The organism is Agrobacterium sp. CG674 (assembly GCF_053521645.1).
The window spans coordinates 672372-694286 of record NZ_JBNWDZ010000001.1 but is presented as its reverse complement, the minus strand read 5'-3'; the positions used below and the strand labels follow the sequence as shown (position 1 = coordinate 694286).

Here is a 21915-nt window from a genome sequence, read left to right as displayed (position 1 = left end):
ATTGATGCCCAAGATCAACCATATCGTTTTCGACATCGGCAAGGTTCTGATCCATTATGATCCGAACATTCCCTATAGCCGCATCATTCCCGATGCGCAGGAACGGGCGCGGTTCTTCGAGAGTGTTTGCACCCACGAATGGAACCTGGAACAGGATCGCGGGCGCAGCTGGGAAGAAGCAGAAGCGCTGCTTCTGGAAACCCACCCTGATAGCCAAGACCACATTCGCGCCTTCCGTCTGCACTGGCACGAAATGGTGTCCCACGCCTATGACGATTCCGTCGCCATTCTCAAAGGTCTGATCGATGGCGGGCACGACGTGACGATGCTGACCAATTTCGCATCCGACACATTTCGCGAAGCGCAGAAAATGTATCCGTTTCTCACGCTGTCTCGCGGCGTGACGGTTTCCGGCGATGTCGGCCTGATCAAGCCGGATGTGGCGATCTACAAACTTCACGCCGAAACCTTTGGCCTCGACCCAGCAACCAGCATCTTCATTGATGACTCTCTGGCGAATGTCGAAGGTGCCAAGGCTGCGGGCTGGCAGGCGGTTCATTTTAAAGATGCGGAGACATTGAAAGCGGATCTGGCCGCGCGTGGCGTCCACGCTTGAGATGAGAATGCCTGGTGCAGGCGAAAATGGCGGTCTTCTACCTGCACCAGTCTGGCTGCAAGCAACCAGATTAGTAAATCTCGATCTCGGGAAAGTCGCCGTCTTTGCTCTTCGGTCCCGGCATCCCTGACATCATTTCTGATTTCCGGGCAGGTCCGTTGGCGGCTTGCTATGGCTCCCTTGCACCAACTAGCTAAAGACCCATACTTGCCCCAGGCTTGCCATGCAATTGATATGTTTAAGAAATTTCTGATATGATTAACGGTGGATACGCAGACGCCCGGCGTTCAGAGAAGGCCGGGCGTCTGTTACTCTTCATCCGGGACTGAAGGTACTAAAACCGGACGAAGTATGCGCGGCGGGTAGACCCGCCTTTTTGGCAAGAGCGCAAGCGGTGGATCGCCTTATCCGGCCTTTGCCATTTCATTGCGGACAATGGTTCGCAGATCATCGATAGGCTTCAGGGCGTCGCCATCCTCGTAGTGCCAGAATGTCCAGCCATTGCATGCATCCAGCCCTTGTACCTTTGCGCCGAGGCGGTGAATGGAGCCAGCGGTGCCAGCGGATGCAATAGTGCCGTCGGCCCTGATAATGGCGCTGTAGCGACGTTTCGCGTCCGTCAGAACCTGCCCAGGACGCACAAGGCCGCTCTCGAGCAGAACGTTGAACGCAACGCGCGGCTCGGCCTTTTTGCCGGTCATGACGGTGAGTTCCGCCTTGCCCAGAGGCTCGACTGCGGCGATGCGAGCAGAGGCCGCATCGATATAATCCTGCTCCCGCTCAATGCCGACGAAGTGACGGCCGAGACGCTTTGCCACCGCGCCCGTGGTGCCGGAGCCGAAGAACGGGTCGAGCACAACGTCACCTGGCTTTGTGGAGGCCATGATAATGCGGGCCAGCAGCGCTTCCGGCTTCTGGGTTGGGTGGACCTTCTTGCCGTCATCGCCCTTCAGCCGTTCATGGCCGCTGCAAATCGGGAAAAGCCAGTCGGAGCGCATCTGCACGTCATCATTGGACGCTTTCAGGGCTTCGTAGTTGAAGGTGTAGCTTTTCGCCTTCGCATCACGGCTGGCCCAGATCATGGTTTCATGCGCGTTCTGGAACCGGCGGCCCTTGAAATTCGGCATCGGGTTGGTCTTGCGCCAGACGATGTCGTTGAGGATCCAGAAATTCATGTCCTGAAGAATGGAGCCGACGCGGTAAATGTTGTGGTAGGAGCCGATGACCCAGATCGTGCCATTGGGCTTCAGCACCCGGCGGCAGGCCAGAAGCCATGCGCGGGTGAAGGCATCATAGGCCTCGAAAGATGCGAACTGATCCCAGTCATTATCGACAGCATCGACCAGAGACTGGTCCGGGCGGTGCAGCGTGCCACCGAGCTGAAGATTGTATGGAGGGTCTGCAAAGATCGCATCCACAGACTGGCTGGGAAGTGCCTCGAGTGCGGCAACGCAATCACCCTTGATGATGCTGTCTTTCCAGGCGTCGCTTTCACCTGCAAGATCAAAACCGGCACGCCGAAAATCGGCTAGCGGAAACACTGATGCCATAGGTACTCGCTCCATACGCTTACTCGACTAAACTGACCCTTATGGTTACCGAAGTTGGTTATCAAAGCCTGAACGCGGCGTGCAAAAACGTGCTAAGTGCGTAAAAAAATTCGCTGACTCGTCATAAAGCGGGAATGGACAGGGTTAATTGGGTTCGCAGCTGATACGCTGTCGTCATGGAAACAGGCGTGACGCCCTCTCCCCTAAAATCAGCATTTTGCCGTTCGGCGTGATTCCTCGGTGACCAATGGAACCATACGTCACTTTTGACGTTTTGATTTCGGAGTTTTGGGTGCCATCTCGAGATGGGTTCAAGGCTATGGGTTGCAGGGGTATTTTCAGAATGCGCGTTTCCATCATTGTTATTTCTACGCTTCTTTCCAGCACTGCCTTTGCGCAGACCGCTACGCCGTCGGCTCCAAAGCCGGAAAACAACGTCAAGACGGATGCGATGCTCGTTTCGGGTGGTCCATCGCTTGGCGATAGCGACAAGGTCCGCTGGGATTTTTACAAGGCTGACAGCGCAGGCAATGCGAGCAGCGAGAATGTTGGCGGCGCTTACGACGCGACATTCGAGGAAAAAATCCCGGTTGGTAAATATGTGGCTGTCGCAAGCCTCGGCAATGTTTCCAAGACCATTCCTGTCGAGATTACCGATGGCAAGGTCGCGCAAGTCAACGTCGTGTTCGATGCAGCACTGCTGACCATCGTTCCAAAGCGCAGCGCAGACAGCAAGGAAGCCGAGCCGCAGGCGCGTGTCGATATCAAGCAGGGCACCGTCTTTACCGATAGCATCTATGGTGCCAAGGAGATTTACGTACCGGCTGGAGAGCTGAATCTGGAGGGCCGTATCGGCCCCGCACAGGCTTCGGAAACCATCACCGTCAAGGCTGGCGAGACGGTCAGCCGCGATCTCATCATCCCCAGCGGCGTCGTGGTTGCCAACGCTGTTTACAAGGATGGTGGGCGCGCCGTTGAAACCGACAATATTCGCTTCGAGACCGTTTCCACCGATGAAACGCTGGATGGAACCCGTGAGACGATCACCGGCTCCTATGGTGTCGGCAAATTGATGCAGATGCCCGCTGGCTCCTTCATCATGCGGGCGCGGTTGGGTAAGGTCACCGCTGAAACGCCGTTCAACGTAACGGCTGGACAGCGCACAACTGTCACGGTCAATCTCGACGCTGGCGTGCTTGCCGTGACAGCCAAGGATGCGCAACGCATCGACATCATGGAAATCACCAAGGACCTGCAAGGCACCCAGAAGGAAATTTCCGGTCGTTACGACATCAAGCATCAGGAAACCCTGCATCCCGGCGAATATACCGTGAAGGTGACCTATGATGACAAGACGCGCCGCGAGCCGAAGCTGGTCAACGCCACAGTTACGGCGGCAGAACGCACGGAAATCAACATTACCGATTGATATCAGGCTGCGGCGCTGTCTTTACGCCGCAGAAATCATCCCCCGCGATGCGGTCGCAAAGGCTTGTCCATTCGCAGCCTGAACAGGGTTGCCGAAGATGGCCATGCCTGAAACCCGTGCGCAGCTTTTCGATAAAGGCTGCGTCCGGCACCAGCCGCTGGCCGATGTGCAGGCTTTGGCCCAGCCATTGCCCAACGGCATCGAGCGCGCTTGCATCGCGCCCGACCACGCTCTTTCCGAAACAATGCGCATCCTTATCATCCAGCAGGGGCGCGCAGATATCGTCAGGGCCGGATATGATTTCAATCTCTTCGCCATCCTGTAGACGCGCGGCGACACGGTCATAATTGACCGTGAAGCCGGGCGTGTAGCCTTTGCCGACATAGGTCAGCATGCACAGCAAATGATGTGCCCTCAGACGGATCGTCACTTGGCGGCTTGTGTGCGCACAGAGAGGACTTTGAGGACCGCAACGGCGAGAGCCGATTTCAGCACTGCGCCGAGAATGAACGGTGCGACCCCGGCAATCCAGGCTTTTTCGGCACCGAGCAGACCTGCAAGCCAGACCCATCCGAGCGCAAGGCCCAGAACGCTGGCACCGAAGTGAAGCAGGAAACCCGAGAACGGACGATCACCGCTGATGCCTTTTTCCGTCATGAAGCCAACGAGTGCGGCCATGATGGGGAATGAAACGAGATAGCCAGCCGTGGGGCCAACGAAGGGCGCGAGGCCAAATGCTCCGCCAGCCAGAACCGGCAGGCCAAGCATGCCTTCACCCAGCCAAGCCAGCACCGTCAGCGTGCCCAGCCGCCAGCCATAGAGCGCACCAATCATCGTGATGGCGAATGTCTGCATGGTGATCGGCACCGGCACCATGGGCACGGAAATCCTTGATGCCAGTGCGAGAACCAGCGTTCCGGCGACAACAAACAGCGTCTGCTGGATGAACGATTTCGATGGGAGATCGAGAAATCCCGATGGGGCATTGGTAATGTGAACAGTCATGATGTCTTCCTTTCAAATTATAGATAATTTATAAAGACACCATGATTGATAGAGCAGAATCCCTTGCTGAATCCAGCCTAACCGCGAAGATTCGCGCAAGGGCGCCGCCACCATGTGAATAGATTCCACATAAGCGCAACGATTTCAGCATGATATGCCGATATAAAATTATCTATAGTTTATCCGACGATGGCAAAGGCATCTCGTGTGGCGCCTGCGGATGTGCGCACCGCGGTGCGGCCGATCCAGCGCACATGCCCTTCCAATATGCGAACGGCCTCCTCATCGCGGCCGCCACGCAGGGCATCGATAATGGCGCGGTGATCGGTGTCGGTACGCCGCTCCCACCCTGCCCGCCATGCCGAAAACAGGAAACGGGCGCTTGCTGCGTGAAGCCCGTCTATGGCTTCCATCAGGCGCGGCATACTGCAGGGCGCGGTAATCAGCCGGTGGAACCGCCGGTTTGCCTCTTCCCATTGCCGGACATCCATGGCCCTGTCTCCCGCAAGCGTTGCTGCTTCCGCCTCATCCAGAATGGTCGCGGTCATGTTGGGAATGGCGTGGCGCAGGGCCAGCACTTCGAGTGCCGCACGCATCTCGGCCACTTCCTGCACATCGGGAAGACCAAAATCAGCCACCCGCACACCGCGGCGCGGAATGCTGACGGCCAACCCCTGCGCTTCCAGACGCCTGAACGCCTCGCGCACCGGCACATGCGACGCACCGAACTCCTCGGCCACATGGTCCTGCCTCAAGCGCTCACCGGGCGAAAGCTCGCCGCGCACGATCCGCTCAGCCAGAGTCCGGCTGATTTTGGCGGCGATTGTGTCTTCGGGTTTGGATTTGGGTGATTTGGCCATGGCATGACATAGGACAGTGCGGAAATATTGTCGAGAAAGAGCGTTTCGCCTGTTTCGGTTGAGCTTGACGCCGACATCGGCTAAAAGCGGCCAAATCTTCCCGCATCAATCGCTAAGGAGAGCCCATGAGTGGCTTCGACCTCATCATATTCGACTGCGACGGCGTTCTCGTCGATTCCGAAGTTATCGCCGCCCAGGTCGAATCACACCTGCTGACCGAAGCGGGCTACCCGATCTCCACCGAGGAGATGGGCGAACGTTTCTCGGGCATGACCTGGAAGAATATTCTTCTCGAAATCGAGCGGGAGGCCAGCATTCCACTGTCCGCCTCGCTGCTGGAAAGATCCGAGAAGCTTCTGGACGCCCGTCTCGAACGTGACGTAAAAATCATCGAAGGCGTCAAGGTTGCGCTGTCGCGCCTGACGACACCGCGTTGCATCTGCTCCAACTCATCCAGCGCGCGGCTGGAAATGATGCTGACCAAGGTTGGCCTCAAGCCCTATTTCGATGGCCACATCTATTCGGCCAAGGATCTGGGCGCAGATCGCGTCAAGCCGAAGCCTGATATCTTCCTGCATGGTGCAAAACAGTTCAACGTTTCGCCAGACAGGGTCGTGGTGATCGAGGACTCCGTGCACGGCATCACCGGTGCCCGGGCGGCAGGCATGCGCGTTATCGGCTTTACCGGCGCTTCTCACACCTACCCAAGCCATGCAGACCGCCTGACGGATGCAGGCGCTGAAACCGTGATTTCCCGGATGCAGGACCTGCCTGCGACGATTGAAGCCCTGTCTGAATGGGGCGGAGTGGCGTAAGCCACTCCCAAACTAGGCATACGTGGCGTAAAGCCACCCCCAAACCAGGTACACGTGGCGTAAAGCCACTTCCCTGGGGCAAGGCAAGATAAGGTGCCCGTCGGCACCTTATCCACGGCGACCCTGTTTCTTGCCTGTAGACGCTGCACTATCGAACGAAATGAAGACATTGGTCTGGCGCGATGCACCGCCCGGGCCGTTGGGAATGGCGACATTGGGGCTGTTGAAGATGAACTGCGTGCCAGCCTCGCCAGCCGGCAGATCAACCGAGAAATTCGTGACCTGCGAGTAGATTTCGCCATCGCCGTCCTTCACCGTCACGCGGATCGGTAGGGAAACCGGGCCGGGCTTGGACAGGGGGCCGGGAACAAGACGGCCCTGCGCCAGAACATTCACGGTCAGCGTTGAATCACTCATGCTGCACGAGCGCGTGGTGTCTGACAGGGAGGCCTGATAGACGAGCTTGGATGCATCATCCTTGGCGCCGCCCGCATAGATGCGGCGAACGGCATTGCCGTCAAGAATGGTGATGGTTGGGCAATTTGCCTGCACGACAGGTGCCACCGCCTGCGCCGTGGGTGCATTCACCGCCAGCGATTCCGACGGATTGGAAGAGTTGCAACCGGCGAGCACGGCCAGAAGCGATATGGTGGCGGACAAACGCAAAATATTCCCTGTCACTCTGTTCAACCCTTCAAAAACTATCCCGAGACAGGACCAGAGAACCCATTTATTGGCCTTTCATGCCTGTCGGCGATGGTCTATAGCAGCGGCGCTGGAAAAAATCGATTGGTTGTGTTCGGATTTGGCCTAATTTCGCAAATTGGCTCTAAAACGCGGTAAATCAAGGCCTTCAGCAGGTGAGCGGCAGACGATAAGGGATACTCTCGTGGAATATGTATCGACCAGGGGCAGCGCCCCATCGCTTGGTTTTTCCGACGCGCTTCTGGCGGGTCTGGCGCGCGACGGTGGGCTTTATGTCCCGCGCGAATGGCCGACAATGTCCAAGAAGGAAATTCGTGCGCTGCGCGGCAAATCCTATCAGGAGATTGCCTTTGAAGTGCTCTACCGCTTTACCGGCCGCGAAATTCCTGCCGATACATTCCGCGCGATGATTGACGATGCCTATGCCACCTTCCGGCATCCAGCTGTCGCCCCTCTGGTGCAGACTGGCCCCAATTCCTTCATTCTGGAGCTTTTCCACGGCACGACGCTCGCCTTCAAGGACGTGGCGATGCAGCTCATTGCCCGCCTGATGGATTACACGCTGACCCAGCGCAACGAACGCGCAACCATCGTCGGCGCGACATCGGGCGATACCGGTGGTGCGGCGATTGATGCCTTTGCGGGCCGCGACCGCACCGATATCTTCATTCTGTTTCCGCATGGCAAGGTATCGCCGGTGCAGCAGCGCCAGATGACCAGCTCCACCGCATCCAACGTCCACGCCATCGCCGTTCACGGCAATTTCGATGACTGCCAGAACCTCGTCAAAGAGATGTTCAACGATGGAAAGTTCCGAGACAGCGTCAAGCTATCCGGCGTGAACTCCATCAACTGGGCGCGCATCATGGCGCAGGTGGTCTATTATTTCACCGCAGCACTTTCGCTGGGTGCCCCGGATCGCAAAGTTTCGTTCACGGTGCCCACAGGCAATTTCGGCGATATTTTTGCGGGCTATGTTGCCAAGCAGATGGGCCTGCCCATCGACAAGCTGGTGATTGCCACCAACGACAACGACATTCTGGCGCGCACGCTGAAAACCGGTCGCTACGAGATGCGCGGCGTGCACGCCACGACATCGCCATCCATGGACATCCAGATTTCCTCGAACTTCGAACGCCTGCTATTTGAAGCCTATGGTCGCGATTCCGGCGCGGTCAAACGCTCCATGGACGGCCTTAAGCAATCCGGCGCTTTCGACATCTCCGAAAAGGCGATGAAGTTCATCAAGAAGGATTTCCGTGCCGGTCGCGCCACCGAAAAACAGGTTGCCGACACGATCAGGGATACGCTTGCCGAAAGCGGATACCTTCTGGATCCGCACACGGCGTCCGCTGTTTTCGTGGCTAAAAAGCATGAGAAATCAGGCACTCCGATGGTCACGCTTTCCACCGCGCACCCAGCAAAATTTCCTGCCGCTGTAAAATCCGCTTGCGCAATCGATCCCGCGCTTCCACTATGGTTGTCAGATTTGATGAACCGGGAGGAGCGTTTCGACATTCTGGATGCTGAGCTGGATGCCGTTGAAACCTACATCGGCAAACATGCTCGCGCCAATGGTCAGTGACGCGGAAAGACGTGATATGAGTGTAAATGTAACCCGGCTTTCGTCCGGGTTGACCGTTGTTACGGAAAAAATGCCGCATCTCGAAAGCGTTGCGCTGGGAGTGTGGATCAAATCCGGGTCCCGCAACGAGACAAATGACGAGCATGGCATTGCCCATCTTCTCGAGCACATGGCTTTCAAGGGCACGGCTCGGCGCACAGCCCGCCAGATTGCCGAGGAAATCGAGAATGTCGGCGGCGAGGTGAATGCCGCCACATCAACCGAAACGACCTCCTATTACGCTCGCGTTCTCAAAGATCACGTTCCTCTCGCCGTTGATATCCTTGCCGACATCCTCACGGAATCGGCCTTCGACGAGGCCGAGCTGGAGCGCGAGAAAAACGTCATTCTTCAGGAAATCGGCGCTGCGACCGATACGCCCGATGACGTGCTGTTCGATAATTTTTCCGGCGTTGCCTTCCGCGACCAGACCATTGGCCGCCCCATTCTCGGCACGCCCGATACGGTTCAATCCTTCACCACCGGCCAGATCCGCAATTATCTGTCCCGCAATTACACCACCGATCGCATCTTCGTGGTGGCTGCTGGTGCCGTGGACCATGACAGCTTCGTCAAGCAGGTAGAGCAGCGCTTCGCCAGCCTGCCGCAGATGCCTGCAGCGACTCCCGTGATGGAAAAAGCCATCTACACCGGTGGGGAAATCCGCGAAACGCGCGACCTTATGGATGCGCAGGTGCTTCTCGGCTTTGAAGGCAAGGCCTATCACGCCCGGGATTTCTACTGCTCGCAGATCCTCGCCAACATTCTGGGCGGCGGCATGTCTTCGCGGCTGTTCCAGGAAGTCCGCGAATATCGCGGCCTGTGCTATTCGGTCTATGCCTTCCACTGGGGCTTCTCCGATACCGGCATTTTCGGCATCCATGCCGCAACCGGTAGCAGCGACCTTCCGGAACTGGTTCCGGTCATTCTCGACGAGTTGCGCAAATCCTCTCAGGCCATTCATCAGGAAGAAATCGACCGCGCCCGCGCACAGATTCGTGCGCAGTTGCTGATGGGTCAGGAAAGCCCGGCATCACGCGCTGGACAGGTTGCACGCCAGATGATGCTCTATGGTCGCCCTATCCCCAATGATGAAATGATGCAGCGTCTGGGCGATATCACCACCACACGTCTGACCGATCTTGCGGGACGACTGTTTTTCGATACAGTTCCGACACTATCCGCCATCGGCCCGCTGGAGAACCTCCTGCCGCTTTCGGATATCACGGCAGAGCTTTCCGCGACGCCGTCCGTCAAAATGGCAAACGGCTAACGCCCGAAGGGCTAAGGAACCGTGGCGATTGGATGAGGTCTGACCTTACATGCTGCGTTTTCTTTCCCGCAACAGCGATGCGCCGGAACTTCGCAATGCCGAATATCTGCTGAGACTGCCGCGTAATTCCGATTACCGCCAGTGGTACAGACTGCGCTCGGAAAGCCGCCAGTTTCTACAGCCGTGGGAGCCGACCTGGCGCAGCGATGAGTTGACCGAGAGTTCATACCGCGTGCGGGTAACACGCAATGCGCAGGAATTTTCCTCCGGACTAGCCATATCGCTGCTGCTTTTCAACAGCCAGCAGACACTTCTGGGCGGCATAACGATTGGCTATATCAGGCGCGGTGCGGCGCAAAGCTGCATGGTGGGGTACTGGATGGGTGAGGCCTTTGCCGCCCAAGGCCATATGTCTGCCGCATTAAAGCTGGTAATACCCTACATCTTCAACGGACTTCAGTTGCACCGTATTGAGGCAGCCTGTATTCCAGATAACTTCAAAAGCATACGGCTGCTTGAAAATGCCGGATTTCAGCGAGAAGGTCTCTTGCGGGAATATCTGAAAATAAACGGCGAATGGCGGGACCACCTCATGTTCTCCCTCATCACCGACAAGCAAAATCCCGGCGGGACGCAGTAGATTGATGAGATATATGAGCCTTGCGTCGCACTTCGTCAGACGTCTTGTGACCGCAGCGCGCTTTACGCCCCTGCTGACCGTTGTCTGCATCTTGTTCGCCGCTCAAGCGCATGCTTTCGAGCCGGTGAAGATTTCCAGAGACGATACGGCGCTGGATCTGACGGCGACAACCGATATCCACGCCAATCAGGGTGAAGCCTTTCAGGTGTCCACCGCACCCGGCCCCGACGGCATCCGCCGTCGCATCGAAGTTCGCGCCTCCTCCCCCGCCCACCAGGGTGACTGGGCGGTGTTCGCTCTTGCCAATGTGTCTGAAGAGCAGCTTGAGCGCGTCATCGTCGCGCCGCACTTTCGTCTGGTGAATTCCAAGCTGTTCTGGCCTGATCTTGGTTCGCAGCGCATCATCGCCATTACCCCCAGTGAAGGCTTTGCGCTGGACCGGCAGCCAAGCGCCGACGCCGACGTGTTTCGCATCACGCTGAACCCGGGCGCGGTCATCACCTTCGTGGCTGAACTCTCGACACCGCAATTGCCGCAAATCTATCTCTGGGAGCCGGAAGCCTACAAGGACACGATCAATGCGTTCACGCTTTATCGTGGCATCGTGCTCGGCATTGCCGGTCTGCTCGCGGTTCTTCTCACCATTCTCTTCGTGGTCAAGGGCACCTCGGTTCTGCCTGCATCCGCAGCACTTTCCTGGGCGGTTCTAGCCTATATCTGCGTGGATTTCGGCTTCCTCGAAAAGCTGATTTCGGTGACCTCCAGCGACGAGCGAATATGGCGCGCTGGTGCGGAAGTGGCACTGGCCTCCAGTTTCGTGGTCTTCCTGTTCACCTATCTCAACCTGAACCGATGGCACGCCCATCTGGGCTATGCGACCTTCGCGTGGATCATCGGGCTCGGCGCGCTGTTCGGCGTCGCGATCTATGATCCCTCCATCGCATCCGGCATCGCGCGCCTGTCCTTTGCGCTGACGGCGACGGCGGGATTGGTGCTGATCATCTATCTCGGCTTCAACCGCTATGACCGTGCCATTCTTCTGGTGCCATCATGGGCGCTCATCCTCGTCTGGCTGTTTGGAAGCTGGCTGACGGTGACCGGGCAGTTGGACAACGACATCGTGCAGCCAGCCCTTGGCGGCGGTTTGGTTCTGATCGTGCTGCTGATCGGCTTTACGGTCATCCAGCATGCCTTTGCCGGCAGCGCCTATCAGCAGGGACTGTTTTCCGATCTGGAGCGTCAATCGCTAGCGCTAACTGGCAGCGGCGACACCGTCTGGGACTGGGACGTGACCCGCGACCGCATTGTCACCACGCCTGACGTTTCGATCAAGCTCGGGCTCGCCCATGGCACCATGCACGGGGCTGCCCGCAACTGGCTGCCGCGCCTGCATCCTGACGATCGCGACCGCTTCAAGGCAACGCTGGATGTGTTGCTGGACCACCGCAAGGGTCGCCTCAACCACGAATTCCGCATTCGCGCCGAAGACGGACATTTCCACTGGCTGCAAATTCGCGCACGGCCTGTGCTTGGCTCAAACGGCGAAATCATTCGCTGCGTTGGCACGATCACCGACATTACCGAGCAGAAGAACTCCATCGAGCGCCTGTTGCAGGATGCATTGAGCGACAATCTGACCGGCCTGCCGAACCGCCAGGTCTTCCTTGACCGGCTGCAATCGGTGCTCAACCTTGCGCCCGAAGGCGAGACGGTTCGCCCGACGGTGATGGCCATCGACATCGACCGCTACAAGCTGGTCAACGACACGCTGGGCATCGCTGCGGGCGACAATATTCTCATCGCGCTCACGCGCCGCTTGCGCCGCTTGCTGAAGCCACAGGATACGCTTGCCCGCCTTTCCGGCGATGAGTTTGGTCTGATTCTCGTGTCAGAGCGCGATCCCCAGCGCGTGGCGGATTTTGCCGAGGCCGTGAACAAGGCCATCATGGTACCGATCAACTTCGCCAATCGCGAAATCGTGCTGACCGCCTCCATCGGCCTCGTTTCATGGATCGACCAGCAGGAAAGCGCTGCGGGTCTGCTCAGCGATGCCGAGCTTGCCATGTACCGGGCCAAGCGCGCCGGTGGAAATCGCGTCGAACCTTTCCGGCCTGCGTTCCGCACCTCCGGCACCGACCGGCTGCAAATGGAGAGCGATCTTCGCCGCGCCATCGAGCGCAAGGAACTGACACTCGCCTATCAGCCAATCATCAAGCTCGACAACGGCGATCTTGCCGGTTTCGAAGCACTGATGCGCTGGGAACACCCCAAGCGCGGTCCGATTCCACCAAGCGAATTCATTCCAATTGCCGAGGCTTCCGGCCTGATCGAGCCGCTCGGAATGTTTGCGCTGGAGCGTGCAGCGACTGACCTGATGGACTGGCAGCACGCAATCGACAAGTTGCCGATTTTCATTTCGGTCAATATTTCCAGCGCCCAGCTCTTGAACAACGAGCTTTACAATGATGTGCGCAGCATGTTGCAGCGAACCCGTTGCAATCCGAAACAGCTCAAGCTGGAACTGACCGAATCCATCGTCATGGAAAACCCGGAACAGGCGCGGCTTGTGCTGGCAAAGCTGAAGGAAACGGGCCTCAGCCTTGCTCTTGACGACTTCGGCACCGGCTATTCATCGCTGGCCTATCTCACGCGCTTCCCGTTTGACACGATCAAGCTGGACAAGGCGCTGGTGGCCAATACAAGCGACAAGCGCAACGTGCTGCTTCGCTCCATCATTGCCATGGCCCGTGCGCTTGAGATGCAGGTTGTTGCCGAGGGCATCGAAACGCCTGAGGATGCGGCCGAACTCGCCCGCATGAATTGTCACTACGGGCAGAGCTTCCTGTTCGGCACGCCAGATACGCCCGACGCAGCGCTGAAGCTGCTTCGGGAGCGTTTTCAGGTGGTCAAGAGAGCCTGATCCTGCTGCTGCATCGGCTGAAACCCGTCATCAGCCAGTTCTGGCTGCCCGACCGGTATTCTGTCGTGCAACAGCTGGTGCATGAATTCGAGCTTGGTTTCAACTGCTTGTGTCAGCACGAACGGGTAGAGGTCTGGCAGGCCCATGCTGCGCTGCATCGAATTTAGGGCAAGTGTTAGCGGTATCCAGGCCGTGACCAGCTGCTTGGCACTTCTTGCACTGTAGGGGTCGAAAGCAACCTCGGTTTCCAGCGCTTCATGTCCCTCGGGCTCGATGGCGATACCGTAGGCGTGTGCCGTCTCAAGCGTATCAACAATGTGCAGATAGTGCGCGAAGCATTCCGCAAAATCTTCCCATGGATGGACTGCGGCGTAGGCGCTGATGAAATTCTGCTGCCATCCGGGTGGTGGCCCCTGCTCGTAATTGCGCTTCAGCGCCTCGCCATAATCTGCACGTTCATCCCCAAACACCTCGCGGCAGGCTTCTAGCCGGTGTGCGTCGCGCACGAGCATATTCCATATGAAGTGGCCGACCTCATGGCGGAAATGTCCGAGCATCGTTCTGTAGGGCTCGTTCATGTTGCTGCGAATCTGCTCGCGCGTCGCATCATCCGATTCCGCCGCGCGAATGGCAATCAGCCCCTCGTCATGGCCGGTCATGGCGGGGATGATCGAACCATCAGGTGCTACTTCATCCACCAGAAAGTCAAAGACGAGGCCGTTGGGATGCACATCGCGGTTCGGGTGAGGCAGCTTCAGCCGCAGCAGCGAATAGAACAGATGGCGCTGCGCCTGGCTCAGCCTGCGCCACTGTTCGATACCGTCTTCGGTGGTGGCGTCCGGCACCAGCCGGTTATGGCTGCAAGCCGGGCAGAAGTTGCTGTTGCTGTCAGATGGTACCGACCAGTTGCAGATATCGTTGACTTCATTGGCGCAAAAACGGATCTGCTTCTCTGGATTGGCAACGAGCGACCAGTTCGGCTCACCGGCAGGCTCGATGGCTTCCATAGACAGTGTCTGCGGGACGAACACCAGCCGATGGCCGCATTTGACGCATGAGCGGTTGTCGAAATGAACGGGCTGTCCGCACGCAGCGCAGGAAAATAGGCGCATAGGTCGCTCCTGGAAACAACGGCTTCGAGCGCAAACGCCAAGCCGCTTTAAGTGATGAGACGCTGACGATGAAAAAGCGCACGTGCTTTGAAAACACATGCGCTTATTTATGGAGTGTTCAACACTAGGGTTGAAATGCTGTAAATTAAGCCCGGTCAATCGCGCCTTTGACGGCGTCCTTGGCTTTTCCAATAGTTGACTGGATCTTGCCCTTTGTTTCCTGCGCAGCACCTTCGGCGCGCAATTGGTCGTTGCCGGTTGCCTTGCCTAGGCCCTGCTTGACCTTGCCTGCAACTTCGTTGGCCGTGCCAGAGATTTTATCGGATGTGCTACCCATAATATTTCTCCCTAAATTCTAAGCCAGACATTCAGCTGGCTGCGCAGGTAAAAACGTTGGGATCACAATTTTGTTCCCGCACTCAGGCGTGACCGGCTTCAGCGGATAACATACGCGGATCAACGCCCATCAGGCCCAGCGCCCGCTCATATTTGTTGTTGAGGGAGCGATCAAAGATCAAGTCCTCGGATGCCGGGCAATTCAGCCAGCCATTGCTGGAAATTTCGTTCTCCAATTGGCCAGGCCCCCACCCTGCATATCCCAAAAGCAAGGTCGCCTTCTTCGGGCCTTCGCCGCTGCTGATGGCTCGGACGATATCCAGCGTTGAGGTCAAGGAAATATCCTCGCTGACGGGAATGCTGGAATCACCGCTGTAGTCATCCGAATGCAGAACGAAGCCTCTGCCAGCTTCAACAGGTCCGCCGCACAAGACGGGGAACTGCCGGGTTTGGTCGGGCAGCATGATGGCATCAGTCTGGCTGAGCATGTTGAGATGCAGCAGCACATCGGTGAAGGTGATCTGTTGTGGGCGGTTGATGATGAAGCCCATGGCGCCTGCGCTGGAGTGCGCGCAGATATAGACCACCGACCGCTCGAAAACACCGCCTTCCAGCCCCGGCATTGCGATGAGAAAATGGCCTTCCAAAAAGCCGGTCTCCCCCTTGTTCATCAGGGTGGCAAACATCGCGGTAGCCTCCTGTGCGAGATGCGCTGGCGTGTCGACAAAGATGCTGCATAGACGCGGATCAATCAACCGAAAATGATAACCTGCGTAAAATCGTAACTTTCCACTTCGGGGATGTTGGGTTAGACCGGACGAATGAACGCCAAGCTCTCCCTCTTCGCCCGCGCATCCCTGCCGCTATTTGCTCTCACGCTTGCACTGGCATTGCAGCCAGCCACCGCAAAAGCCGATATGACGGAGTGGCAGCAAAGCGAAGGTGGACGCATGCGGGTCGTCAGTCTGCCCGCCGATGCCGATGGCCGCATTCAGGCGGCTTTGCAGATCGAGCTCAAGCCGGGCTGGATCACCTACTGGCGCGAACCGGGGGAATCGGGCATCCCGCCCAAGATAACGCTTGATGATGCGAGCAAGGCGCGCCTCACATCACTATCCTTTCCGGTGCCGAAGCTGATCAAGAATGAAGAGATCGAGGATATCGGTTACGATGCGCCTGTTTCCCTGCCTTTCGAGCTGCAATCACAACCGGGCATCGACAGCGGAAATGTGCGCCTCACGGCATTTATCGGCGTCTGTCTGAATATCTGCATCCCCTTCGAGGCGAGTTTCGACATCGACATCGACATGGGCAAGGGCGAGACCGCAACCGAGGAAGAAACCGAGGCTGTTGCACAGGCCAAGACAAGCTTGCCAATGCCAGCGACAGACGACTTCAAAGTCCAGAGTTTCCACATCACGCCGGACAAGACCCTGCTTGGCGTGGAGTTGCGACTGCCGGAAGGCGCACCGAAAGAGACGGAAATTTTCGTGGCCGGTCCATCGGGCTATGCCTATTTCGAGCCGCAGAACATGGTGCGCGACAAGCGTAAGCTGGCTTTCTACATGAACATCAAGGGGCTGCCAAAGTCCTATAATCCGAAGGGCCAGCAGTGGACGATCCTGGTCAAATCCGGTGATCAGGTCATGGAAGCGCCACTGGATTTTCCTCCGTGAGGACAACCCAAAAATCGATGGAGACTTTGTCAATTCATCGACTATAGTCGCGCCGGATCATTGCCACAGGAGCGATATTATGACCATCAAAATCGGCGACAAACTCCCCTCTGCGACATTCAAGGAAAAGGCGGCCGACGGCCCGGTTGAAACCACCACCGACGCGCTTTTCAGTGGCAAGAAGGTTGTCGTTTTTGCCGTTCCCGGCGCGTTCACACCCACTTGCTCGCTCAACCACCTGCCCGGCTATCTCGAAAACCGTGATGCCATCCTCGCCCGTGGCGTGGATGATATTGCCGTTGTGTCCGTCAATGACTGGCATGTCATGGGTGCATGGGCACAATCGTCTGGCGGACAGGGCAAAATCCACTTCCTGGCTGATTGGGACGCATCTTTCACCAAGGCACTCGGGCTTGATATCGACCTGTCCGCAGGCGCGCTCGGCGTGCGCTCCAAGCGCTACTCCATGCTCGTTGAAGACGGCGTGGTGAAGTCTCTGAACATCGAAGAAAATCCAGGCCAGGCCACGGTCTCCTCTGCAGCGACCATGATCGAACAGCTTTAATAGCCTATTGGATACCCATCCCCGGCCCCGCGCCGGGGATGTTTTCAACGACGTCCTTTCCCCGTCTCGCATATTTGCGATCAGGCGCATGCCATGCCGCCGCCGAGCAGCCCAAGTCGCTGCCTCTCGCCCCGCCAGCTCTGGAACCTCTCCCCACTGTAAAAGTCAGGACATTTTTCCGCCGTATTTGTTATATCATTACAGTTACTATATAACATTATCGTGAGCATGAAATGCTGCAACACTTCGCCCTCCACCGCTTGTTAAGACAATCCGTCGCTACCCGCCTTCTCCTTGTGTCTGCCCTCATTGCTCCTCTCTGGCTTGCCATCCGCTGGGCGGCATTGCTGTCATGAGCGGGGCTGCGGTACTCACACTCGATAATCTGACCGTGGCCTATGACCGCCATCCCGCGGTGCACCACGTTTCCGGCCATTTTCTGGATGGCAGCCTCACGGCCATTGCTGGCCCGAATGGCGCGGGCAAATCGACGCTGCTGAAAGCCATGATCGGCGATCTGAAGGCCGCTGAAGGCCGCATTGCGCACAGCTTGACCCGTGCAGATTTTGGCTACCTGCCACAGGCAGCAGAGATCAACAGGCGTTTTCCAATCTCCGTTCTCGAGACCGTTACGCTTGGCGCGTGGAAAACCGCAGGCGCCTTCGGCAGCATCGGCAGAGCAATCGAGAAACAGGCTCAGGAGGCGCTGGCGACGGTTGGACTTTCCGGCTTTGAGGCGCGGTCTATCGGCGCGTTGTCTGCCGGTCAGTTTCAGCGGGTACTGTTTGCTCGGCTGCTGATGCAGGATGCGCGGGTTATTCTTCTGGACGAACCCTTTACCGCCATCGATGCACGCACGACCCGCGACCTTCTTGAAATCGTTGCGCGTTGGCATGGCGAGGGCAGAACGGTGATTGCCGTACTGCATGATTTCGAGCAGGTGCGCGCACATTTTCCGCACACATTGTTGATTGCCCGCGAATTGATTGGCTGGGGGCCGACAGAGGAGGTCATGTCGCCCAGCAACCTTCTGCGTGCCCGCACCATGGCCGAACGATGGGATGAGAACAGCGATATTTGCGAGGCTGCACAATGACAGCCTACGACATCTTTCTCGCTCCGTTTCAGGATTATGGCTTCATGCGCCGTGCGCTGGTTGCATGCTTTTGCCTGGCGGCAGGTGCAAGCCCCATTGGCGTCTTTCTGATGCTGCGCCGCATGAGCCTGATGGGTGACGCGCTCAGCCACGCCATTCTGCCGGGTGCCGCCATCGGCTACTTCATCGCTGGCTCCCTGTCGCTGACCGCGATGGGCGTCGGCGGGCTGGTTGCAGGCCTTTCCGTCGCGCTTTTATCGGGCATCGTCAGCCGCATCACGCCGTTGCAGGAGGATGCCAGTTTCGCGAGCTTCTATCTCGCCTCGCTGGCGCTCGGCGTGCTGATCGTTTCCCTGCACGGCTCCAATGTCGATCTCCTGCATGTTCTCTTCGGCACGATCCTCGCCATCGATGCGCCAGCGCTCTACCAGATCGGTGCCATCACCTCGCTGACACTGGTCGTTCTCGCCATCATCTACCGCCCATTGGTGACGGAGTGCTTCGACCCCGGCTTTCTGAGAGCCGTTGGCGGACGCGGCCCTCTCTACCACGTCGTCTTTCTGGTGCTCGTCGTCATCAACCTGGTGGCGAGCTTTCAGGCTCTCGGCACGCTGATGGCAGTGGGGCTGATGATGCTGCCCGCAGCCACCGCGCAATTATGGACCCGCAACCTGCCCACAATGCTGGTTCTTGCAGCTTTGAGCGCGGCCATTTCCGGCTATCTCGGCCTCGTCGTTTCCTACCATTTCGAGCTGGCCTCGGGCCCGACCATCATCATGGCTGCGACCTGTCTTTACGGCCTATCCATCTTGACCGCACCGGCGGGGCTTGCCGGGCGCTATTTCACCCGCCCTCATCTAAAGGGCTAACCCCAGGAGACTACCCCATGTTGTCCCGCAAACTTCTCATGACTGCCGCCGCACTCCCCGCTTTCTTAGCATTCTGCGCCCCTGTTTCTGCTGCCGAACTGAAGGCCGTCGCCTCGTTTACGGTGCTGGCAGATATCGCCAAACAGGTGGGCGGCACGCATGTGACCGTGACCAGCCTCGTGAAGCCGGACGGCGACCCGCATGAATTCGAGCCTTCGCCTTCAGACGCCAAGCACCTGAAAGCTGCGGATGTCGTCTTCGTCAGCGGCCTCGGCCTTGAAGGTTGGATGGACCGGCTGATCTCAGCCTCTGGCTACAAGGGCAATCCCATCACCGTTTCAGAGGGTGTCGAGACCCGCAGCATGGAGGAGGATGGCAAGACCATCACCGACCCGCATGTGTGGAACAGCCCTGTGAACGTGAAGGTGTGGGTGAAGAATATCGAAACAGCATTGGCAGCGGCAGATCCTGCGGACGCTGCGGCCTTCAAGGCCAATGCCGATACCTATCTGAAAACGCTGGATGATCTCAATACATTCGCCCATTCGAAATTCGACACCATTCCGGCAGATCGCCGCAAGGTGCTGACCAGCCATGATGCGTTCGGTTACTTCGGGCGCGACTACAAGGTCACGTTCCTGTCGCCACTGAGTGTTTCCACCGAAACCGAGGCGTCTGCCGGTAGCGTTGCAAAGCTGATCGAGCAGATCAAATCAGAGAACGTCAAAACCTATTTCTTTGAAAACTCGAATGATCCGCGCCTGGTGAAGCAGGTTGCCAAGGCCACGGGTGCCAAGCCCGGCGGCGAGCTTTACGTGGAGGCGTTGTCCAAAGCCAATGGCCCTGCCCCAACCTATGAAAAGATGTTCCGCTACAATGTCGAGCAACTGGCCGCAGCCATCAACAAATCAAGCTGATCACGCCAATAGAGAAAGGCGCAGATCCCGTGGGTCTGCGCCCTTTCGATATGTGTCAGGTCGCCATATCGAAGACCAGCAGGCCAGCGGCGCCGCCGTCCACAAGGCCCATCAAACGCTGGCCAACATCGATATGTTGGGGATGGGCCAGATACTCATCGCGCGCCTCGATGCTATCAAGCGTGACAATGAAGCCATCCATGAAGCCGCCATTCAGGCCCTCTGACGATACATTCTGGCCGCATCTCACATCCGTGATGCCCGGAATGACATCCTTCAGCGCTGTGATGGCCTCATAGATGCCCTGCTTTTCAGCCGTTGCGGTCGCCGATTTGAAGCGTATGAATACGCAGTGCATGATCATGGAATGTCCCTCGCCTGTTTTGTATTTTCGCAGGAAGATAGGTGAGCACGCGCAATGCGCAAGTGCGAATGCGTGTGGGCGCGAAACGCAGTGGGGTTCGAGCGCGCGTTCGCTTGAGGGCTAGCGGCGTTTGAAGGGTTCCATGCCTCTTCTGGCAAGCTCGTCGGCACGCTCATTTTCCGGGTGCCCGGCATGGCCCTTGACCCAGTGAAGCGTGACCTTGTGGCGTTCGCGCGCAAGTTCCAGCGCCTGCCAAAGCTCCACATTCTTCACCGGCTTGTTATCAGCGGTTTTCCAGCCCTTTTTCTTCCAGCCGAAAATCCACTTGGTAATGCCATCTTTCACATAGGCGCTATCCGTGTAAAGATCGACCTCGCAGGGTGACTTCAATGCGTTGAGCGAGGAGATGGCGGCCATCAGTTCCATGCGGTTGTTGGTGGTCTCCGCCTCGCCGCCACAGAGTTCCTTCTCCGTTTCGCCATAACGCAGAACCGCGCCCCAGCCGCCTGGGCCGGGATTGCCGGAACAGGCACCATCCGTGTAGATCTCAACGTGCTTCATTGCGTGACCAGACCATATTCGCCGACATTGGAAATGGTGCGATGGAAGCGCAGCTTTTGCAGATATTCCAGCGGGTCCTTCTTGACCACAAGCGCGCCTTCCGGCGTCGTCAGCCAGTCATAGAGGCGCGTCAGGAAAAACCGCAGCGCTGAGCCCCGCGCCAGCAATGGCAGTGCCGTAAGTTCCGCCTCGCTCATGGCCCGCACGGACTGATAGCCTTCCAGCAACGCCTTTCCCTTGGTCACGTTATAGGCACCATCCTTCTCAAAGCACCAGGCATTGAGGCAGATCGAGACGTCATAGGCCAGAATATCATTGCAGGCGAAGTAGAAATCGATCAGCCCTGAGAGATCGTCGCCCAGGAAAAAGACATTGTCCTGAAACAGATCGGCATGGATGACACCCTCAGGCAGATCCTGCGGCCAGTGGGTGGCCAGGAAACCGAGATCCGTGCGAATTTCCTGCTGCAGGCCGGGCTCGACCTCATCCGCACGGGCCTCAGATTTCTCCCAGAGAACCTTCCACCCTTCGACAGACAGCGCATTGGGCCGCTTCAGCTCAAAGCCCTCGCCTGCCAGATGCATGGCGGCCAGCGCCTTGCCAACTTCGCGGCAATGGCGGGCTTCAGGCTTGCGCAGCCACATGCCTTCCAGAAACGAGATGAGCGCGGCGGGGCGACCGGAGAGTTCGCCCAGCAATTCCCCGTCGTGGCGCGGCAATGGCAGGGGACAAGATAGCCCCTTTTCGAAAAGATGCTGCTTCAGGCCGAGGAAAAACGGCAGATCCGCCTTCTCGACACGCTTTTCGTACAACGTCAGGATCAGCGGATCCTTTGTGGTGTGCAACAGGAAATTGGTGTTTTCGACACCCTCGGCAATGCCCTTATAGGACGTCAGCTCGCCGACATCATATTCCGTCAGGAACTGCTTCAGATCGTCTTCGCTGATATCCGTATAGACTGCCAATTTGTGATCTCTTATGC

At 57.7% G+C, this 21915-nt stretch carries 23 protein-coding genes; 12 read left to right on the top strand and 11 right to left on the bottom strand.

Going from position 1 to position 21915, the window contains the following annotated elements; translation table 11 throughout:
* The first annotated feature begins 4 nt into the window (after positions 1 to 4).
* Positions 5 to 616 (top strand): HAD family hydrolase, encoded by a 612-nt coding sequence (locus ACQZ51_RS03330; RefSeq protein WP_448775164.1) that lies wholly within the window; start codon positions 5 to 7, stop codon positions 614 to 616.
* Positions 617 to 1020: 404 nt separating this feature from the next.
* Here ACQZ51_RS03330 and ACQZ51_RS03325 read toward each other — a convergent pair whose 3' ends face one another.
* Positions 1021 to 2166, bottom strand: a complete 1146-nt coding sequence (locus tag ACQZ51_RS03325) for a DNA methyltransferase (RefSeq protein ID WP_448775162.1) — start codon at positions 2164 to 2166, stop codon at positions 1021 to 1023.
* Between the two features lie 343 nt (positions 2167 to 2509).
* Between ACQZ51_RS03325 and ACQZ51_RS03320 the strand changes: the two genes are divergently transcribed.
* Entirely contained in the window at positions 2510 to 3595 is a 1086-nt protein-coding gene (locus ACQZ51_RS03320) for a hypothetical protein (RefSeq protein WP_448775161.1), read from the top strand.
* Here the strand turns inward: ACQZ51_RS03320 and ACQZ51_RS03315 are convergent.
* The 3 genes from ACQZ51_RS03315 to ACQZ51_RS03305 all read right to left on the bottom strand — a co-directional run bounded on the left by ACQZ51_RS03315 (position 3585) and on the right by ACQZ51_RS03305 (position 5460).
* A complete protein-coding gene (locus tag ACQZ51_RS03315) occupies positions 3585 to 4025 on the bottom strand; it encodes a DUF1284 domain-containing protein (RefSeq protein WP_448775159.1) in 441 nt (146 codons plus the stop codon). The genes ACQZ51_RS03320 and ACQZ51_RS03315 overlap by 11 nt on opposite strands.
* Positions 4022 to 4600, bottom strand: coding sequence for a biotin transporter BioY (locus ACQZ51_RS03310; protein WP_448775157.1), 579 nt, complete (start codon positions 4598 to 4600; stop codon positions 4022 to 4024). Before ACQZ51_RS03310 ends, ACQZ51_RS03315 begins: the two co-directional genes overlap by 4 nt.
* A 179-nt stretch (positions 4601 to 4779) precedes the next feature.
* Complete coding sequence (locus ACQZ51_RS03305; protein WP_448775156.1) at positions 4780 to 5460, bottom strand: GntR family transcriptional regulator; 681 nt, start codon at positions 5458 to 5460, stop codon at positions 4780 to 4782.
* 125 nt (positions 5461 to 5585) lie between these two features.
* Here ACQZ51_RS03305 and ACQZ51_RS03300 point away from each other — a divergent pair, with 125 nt between their 5' ends.
* Positions 5586 to 6275, top strand: coding sequence for an HAD-IA family hydrolase (locus ACQZ51_RS03300; protein ID WP_448775154.1), 690 nt, complete (start codon positions 5586 to 5588; stop codon positions 6273 to 6275).
* Between the two features lie 108 nt (positions 6276 to 6383).
* On the opposite strand, the gene ACQZ51_RS03295 is transcribed toward ACQZ51_RS03300, so the two are convergent.
* Positions 6384 to 6935, bottom strand: a complete 552-nt coding sequence (locus ACQZ51_RS03295; protein ID WP_448775152.1) for a PilZ domain-containing protein — start codon at positions 6933 to 6935, stop codon at positions 6384 to 6386.
* A 229-nt stretch (positions 6936 to 7164) separates the two neighbouring features.
* Here ACQZ51_RS03295 and thrC point away from each other — a divergent pair, with 229 nt between their 5' ends.
* Genes thrC through ACQZ51_RS03275 form a run of 4 tightly spaced genes read left to right on the top strand, consistent with a single transcriptional unit; the run spans position 7165 to position 13437 of the window.
* Positions 7165 to 8565, top strand: coding sequence for a threonine synthase (gene thrC, locus ACQZ51_RS03290; RefSeq protein WP_448775151.1), 1401 nt, complete (start codon positions 7165 to 7167; stop codon positions 8563 to 8565).
* 16 nt (positions 8566 to 8581) lie between these two features.
* Complete coding sequence (locus ACQZ51_RS03285; RefSeq protein WP_448775149.1) at positions 8582 to 9877, top strand: M16 family metallopeptidase; 1296 nt, start codon at positions 8582 to 8584, stop codon at positions 9875 to 9877.
* A 49-nt stretch (positions 9878 to 9926) separates the two neighbouring features.
* Positions 9927 to 10517 (top strand): GNAT family N-acetyltransferase, encoded by a 591-nt coding sequence (locus ACQZ51_RS03280; RefSeq protein WP_448775148.1) that lies wholly within the window; start codon positions 9927 to 9929, stop codon positions 10515 to 10517.
* Between the two features lie 4 nt (positions 10518 to 10521).
* Positions 10522 to 13437 (top strand): EAL domain-containing protein, encoded by a 2916-nt coding sequence (locus ACQZ51_RS03275; RefSeq protein ID WP_448775147.1) that lies wholly within the window; start codon positions 10522 to 10524, stop codon positions 13435 to 13437.
* On the opposite strand, the gene ACQZ51_RS03270 is transcribed toward ACQZ51_RS03275, so the two are convergent.
* The 3 genes from ACQZ51_RS03270 to ACQZ51_RS03260 all read right to left on the bottom strand — a co-directional run bounded on the left by ACQZ51_RS03270 (position 13416) and on the right by ACQZ51_RS03260 (position 15571).
* The gene (locus ACQZ51_RS03270) at positions 13416 to 14549 is read right to left on the bottom strand and encodes a zinc-binding metallopeptidase family protein (RefSeq protein WP_448775145.1); all 1134 of its coding nucleotides are present in this window, start codon (positions 14547 to 14549) and stop codon (positions 13416 to 13418) included. The two genes, ACQZ51_RS03275 and ACQZ51_RS03270, sit on opposite strands and share 22 nt — an antisense overlap.
* A gap of 145 nt (positions 14550 to 14694) precedes the next feature.
* Positions 14695 to 14886 (bottom strand): CsbD family protein, encoded by a 192-nt coding sequence (locus ACQZ51_RS03265; protein WP_042618185.1) that lies wholly within the window; start codon positions 14884 to 14886, stop codon positions 14695 to 14697.
* An 82-nt stretch (positions 14887 to 14968) separates the two neighbouring features.
* Positions 14969 to 15571, bottom strand: coding sequence for a YqgE/AlgH family protein (locus ACQZ51_RS03260; protein ID WP_448775144.1), 603 nt, complete (start codon positions 15569 to 15571; stop codon positions 14969 to 14971).
* Between the two features lie 135 nt (positions 15572 to 15706).
* Here ACQZ51_RS03260 and ACQZ51_RS03255 point away from each other — a divergent pair, with 135 nt between their 5' ends.
* The 5 genes from ACQZ51_RS03255 (at position 15707) to ACQZ51_RS03235 (ending at position 20008) form a co-directional block, all read left to right on the top strand.
* A complete protein-coding gene (locus ACQZ51_RS03255) occupies positions 15707 to 16561 on the top strand; it encodes a protein-disulfide reductase DsbD domain-containing protein (protein WP_448775142.1) in 855 nt (284 codons plus the stop codon).
* 79 nt (positions 16562 to 16640) lie between these two features.
* Complete coding sequence (locus tag ACQZ51_RS03250) at positions 16641 to 17126, top strand: peroxiredoxin (RefSeq protein ID WP_192063561.1); 486 nt, start codon at positions 16641 to 16643, stop codon at positions 17124 to 17126.
* 352 nt (positions 17127 to 17478) lie between these two features.
* Positions 17479 to 18222 (top strand): metal ABC transporter ATP-binding protein, encoded by a 744-nt coding sequence (locus ACQZ51_RS03245; RefSeq protein ID WP_448775140.1) that lies wholly within the window; start codon positions 17479 to 17481, stop codon positions 18220 to 18222.
* Complete coding sequence (locus ACQZ51_RS03240) at positions 18219 to 19091, top strand: metal ABC transporter permease (RefSeq protein WP_448775138.1); 873 nt, start codon at positions 18219 to 18221, stop codon at positions 19089 to 19091. Before ACQZ51_RS03245 ends, ACQZ51_RS03240 begins: the two co-directional genes overlap by 4 nt.
* A 17-nt stretch (positions 19092 to 19108) precedes the next feature.
* Positions 19109 to 20008, top strand: coding sequence for a metal ABC transporter solute-binding protein, Zn/Mn family (locus ACQZ51_RS03235; protein ID WP_448775137.1), 900 nt, complete (start codon positions 19109 to 19111; stop codon positions 20006 to 20008).
* A gap of 55 nt (positions 20009 to 20063) precedes the next feature.
* On the opposite strand, the gene ACQZ51_RS03230 is transcribed toward ACQZ51_RS03235, so the two are convergent.
* From ACQZ51_RS03230 to ACQZ51_RS03220, 3 genes are all read right to left on the bottom strand, one after another.
* Complete coding sequence (locus ACQZ51_RS03230; protein ID WP_448775135.1) at positions 20064 to 20372, bottom strand: Dabb family protein; 309 nt, start codon at positions 20370 to 20372, stop codon at positions 20064 to 20066.
* Positions 20373 to 20492: 120 nt separating this feature from the next.
* Positions 20493 to 20933 carry a ribonuclease HI gene (gene rnhA / locus ACQZ51_RS03225; protein ID WP_042618178.1) on the bottom strand — a complete coding sequence of 147 codons (441 nt, stop codon included), beginning with the start codon at positions 20931 to 20933 and terminating at the stop codon, positions 20493 to 20495.
* Positions 20930 to 21898, bottom strand: a complete 969-nt coding sequence (locus ACQZ51_RS03220) for a homoserine kinase (protein WP_448775133.1) — start codon at positions 21896 to 21898, stop codon at positions 20930 to 20932. Before ACQZ51_RS03220 ends, rnhA begins: the two co-directional genes overlap by 4 nt.
* Between the last annotated feature and the right edge of the window lie 17 nt (positions 21899 to 21915).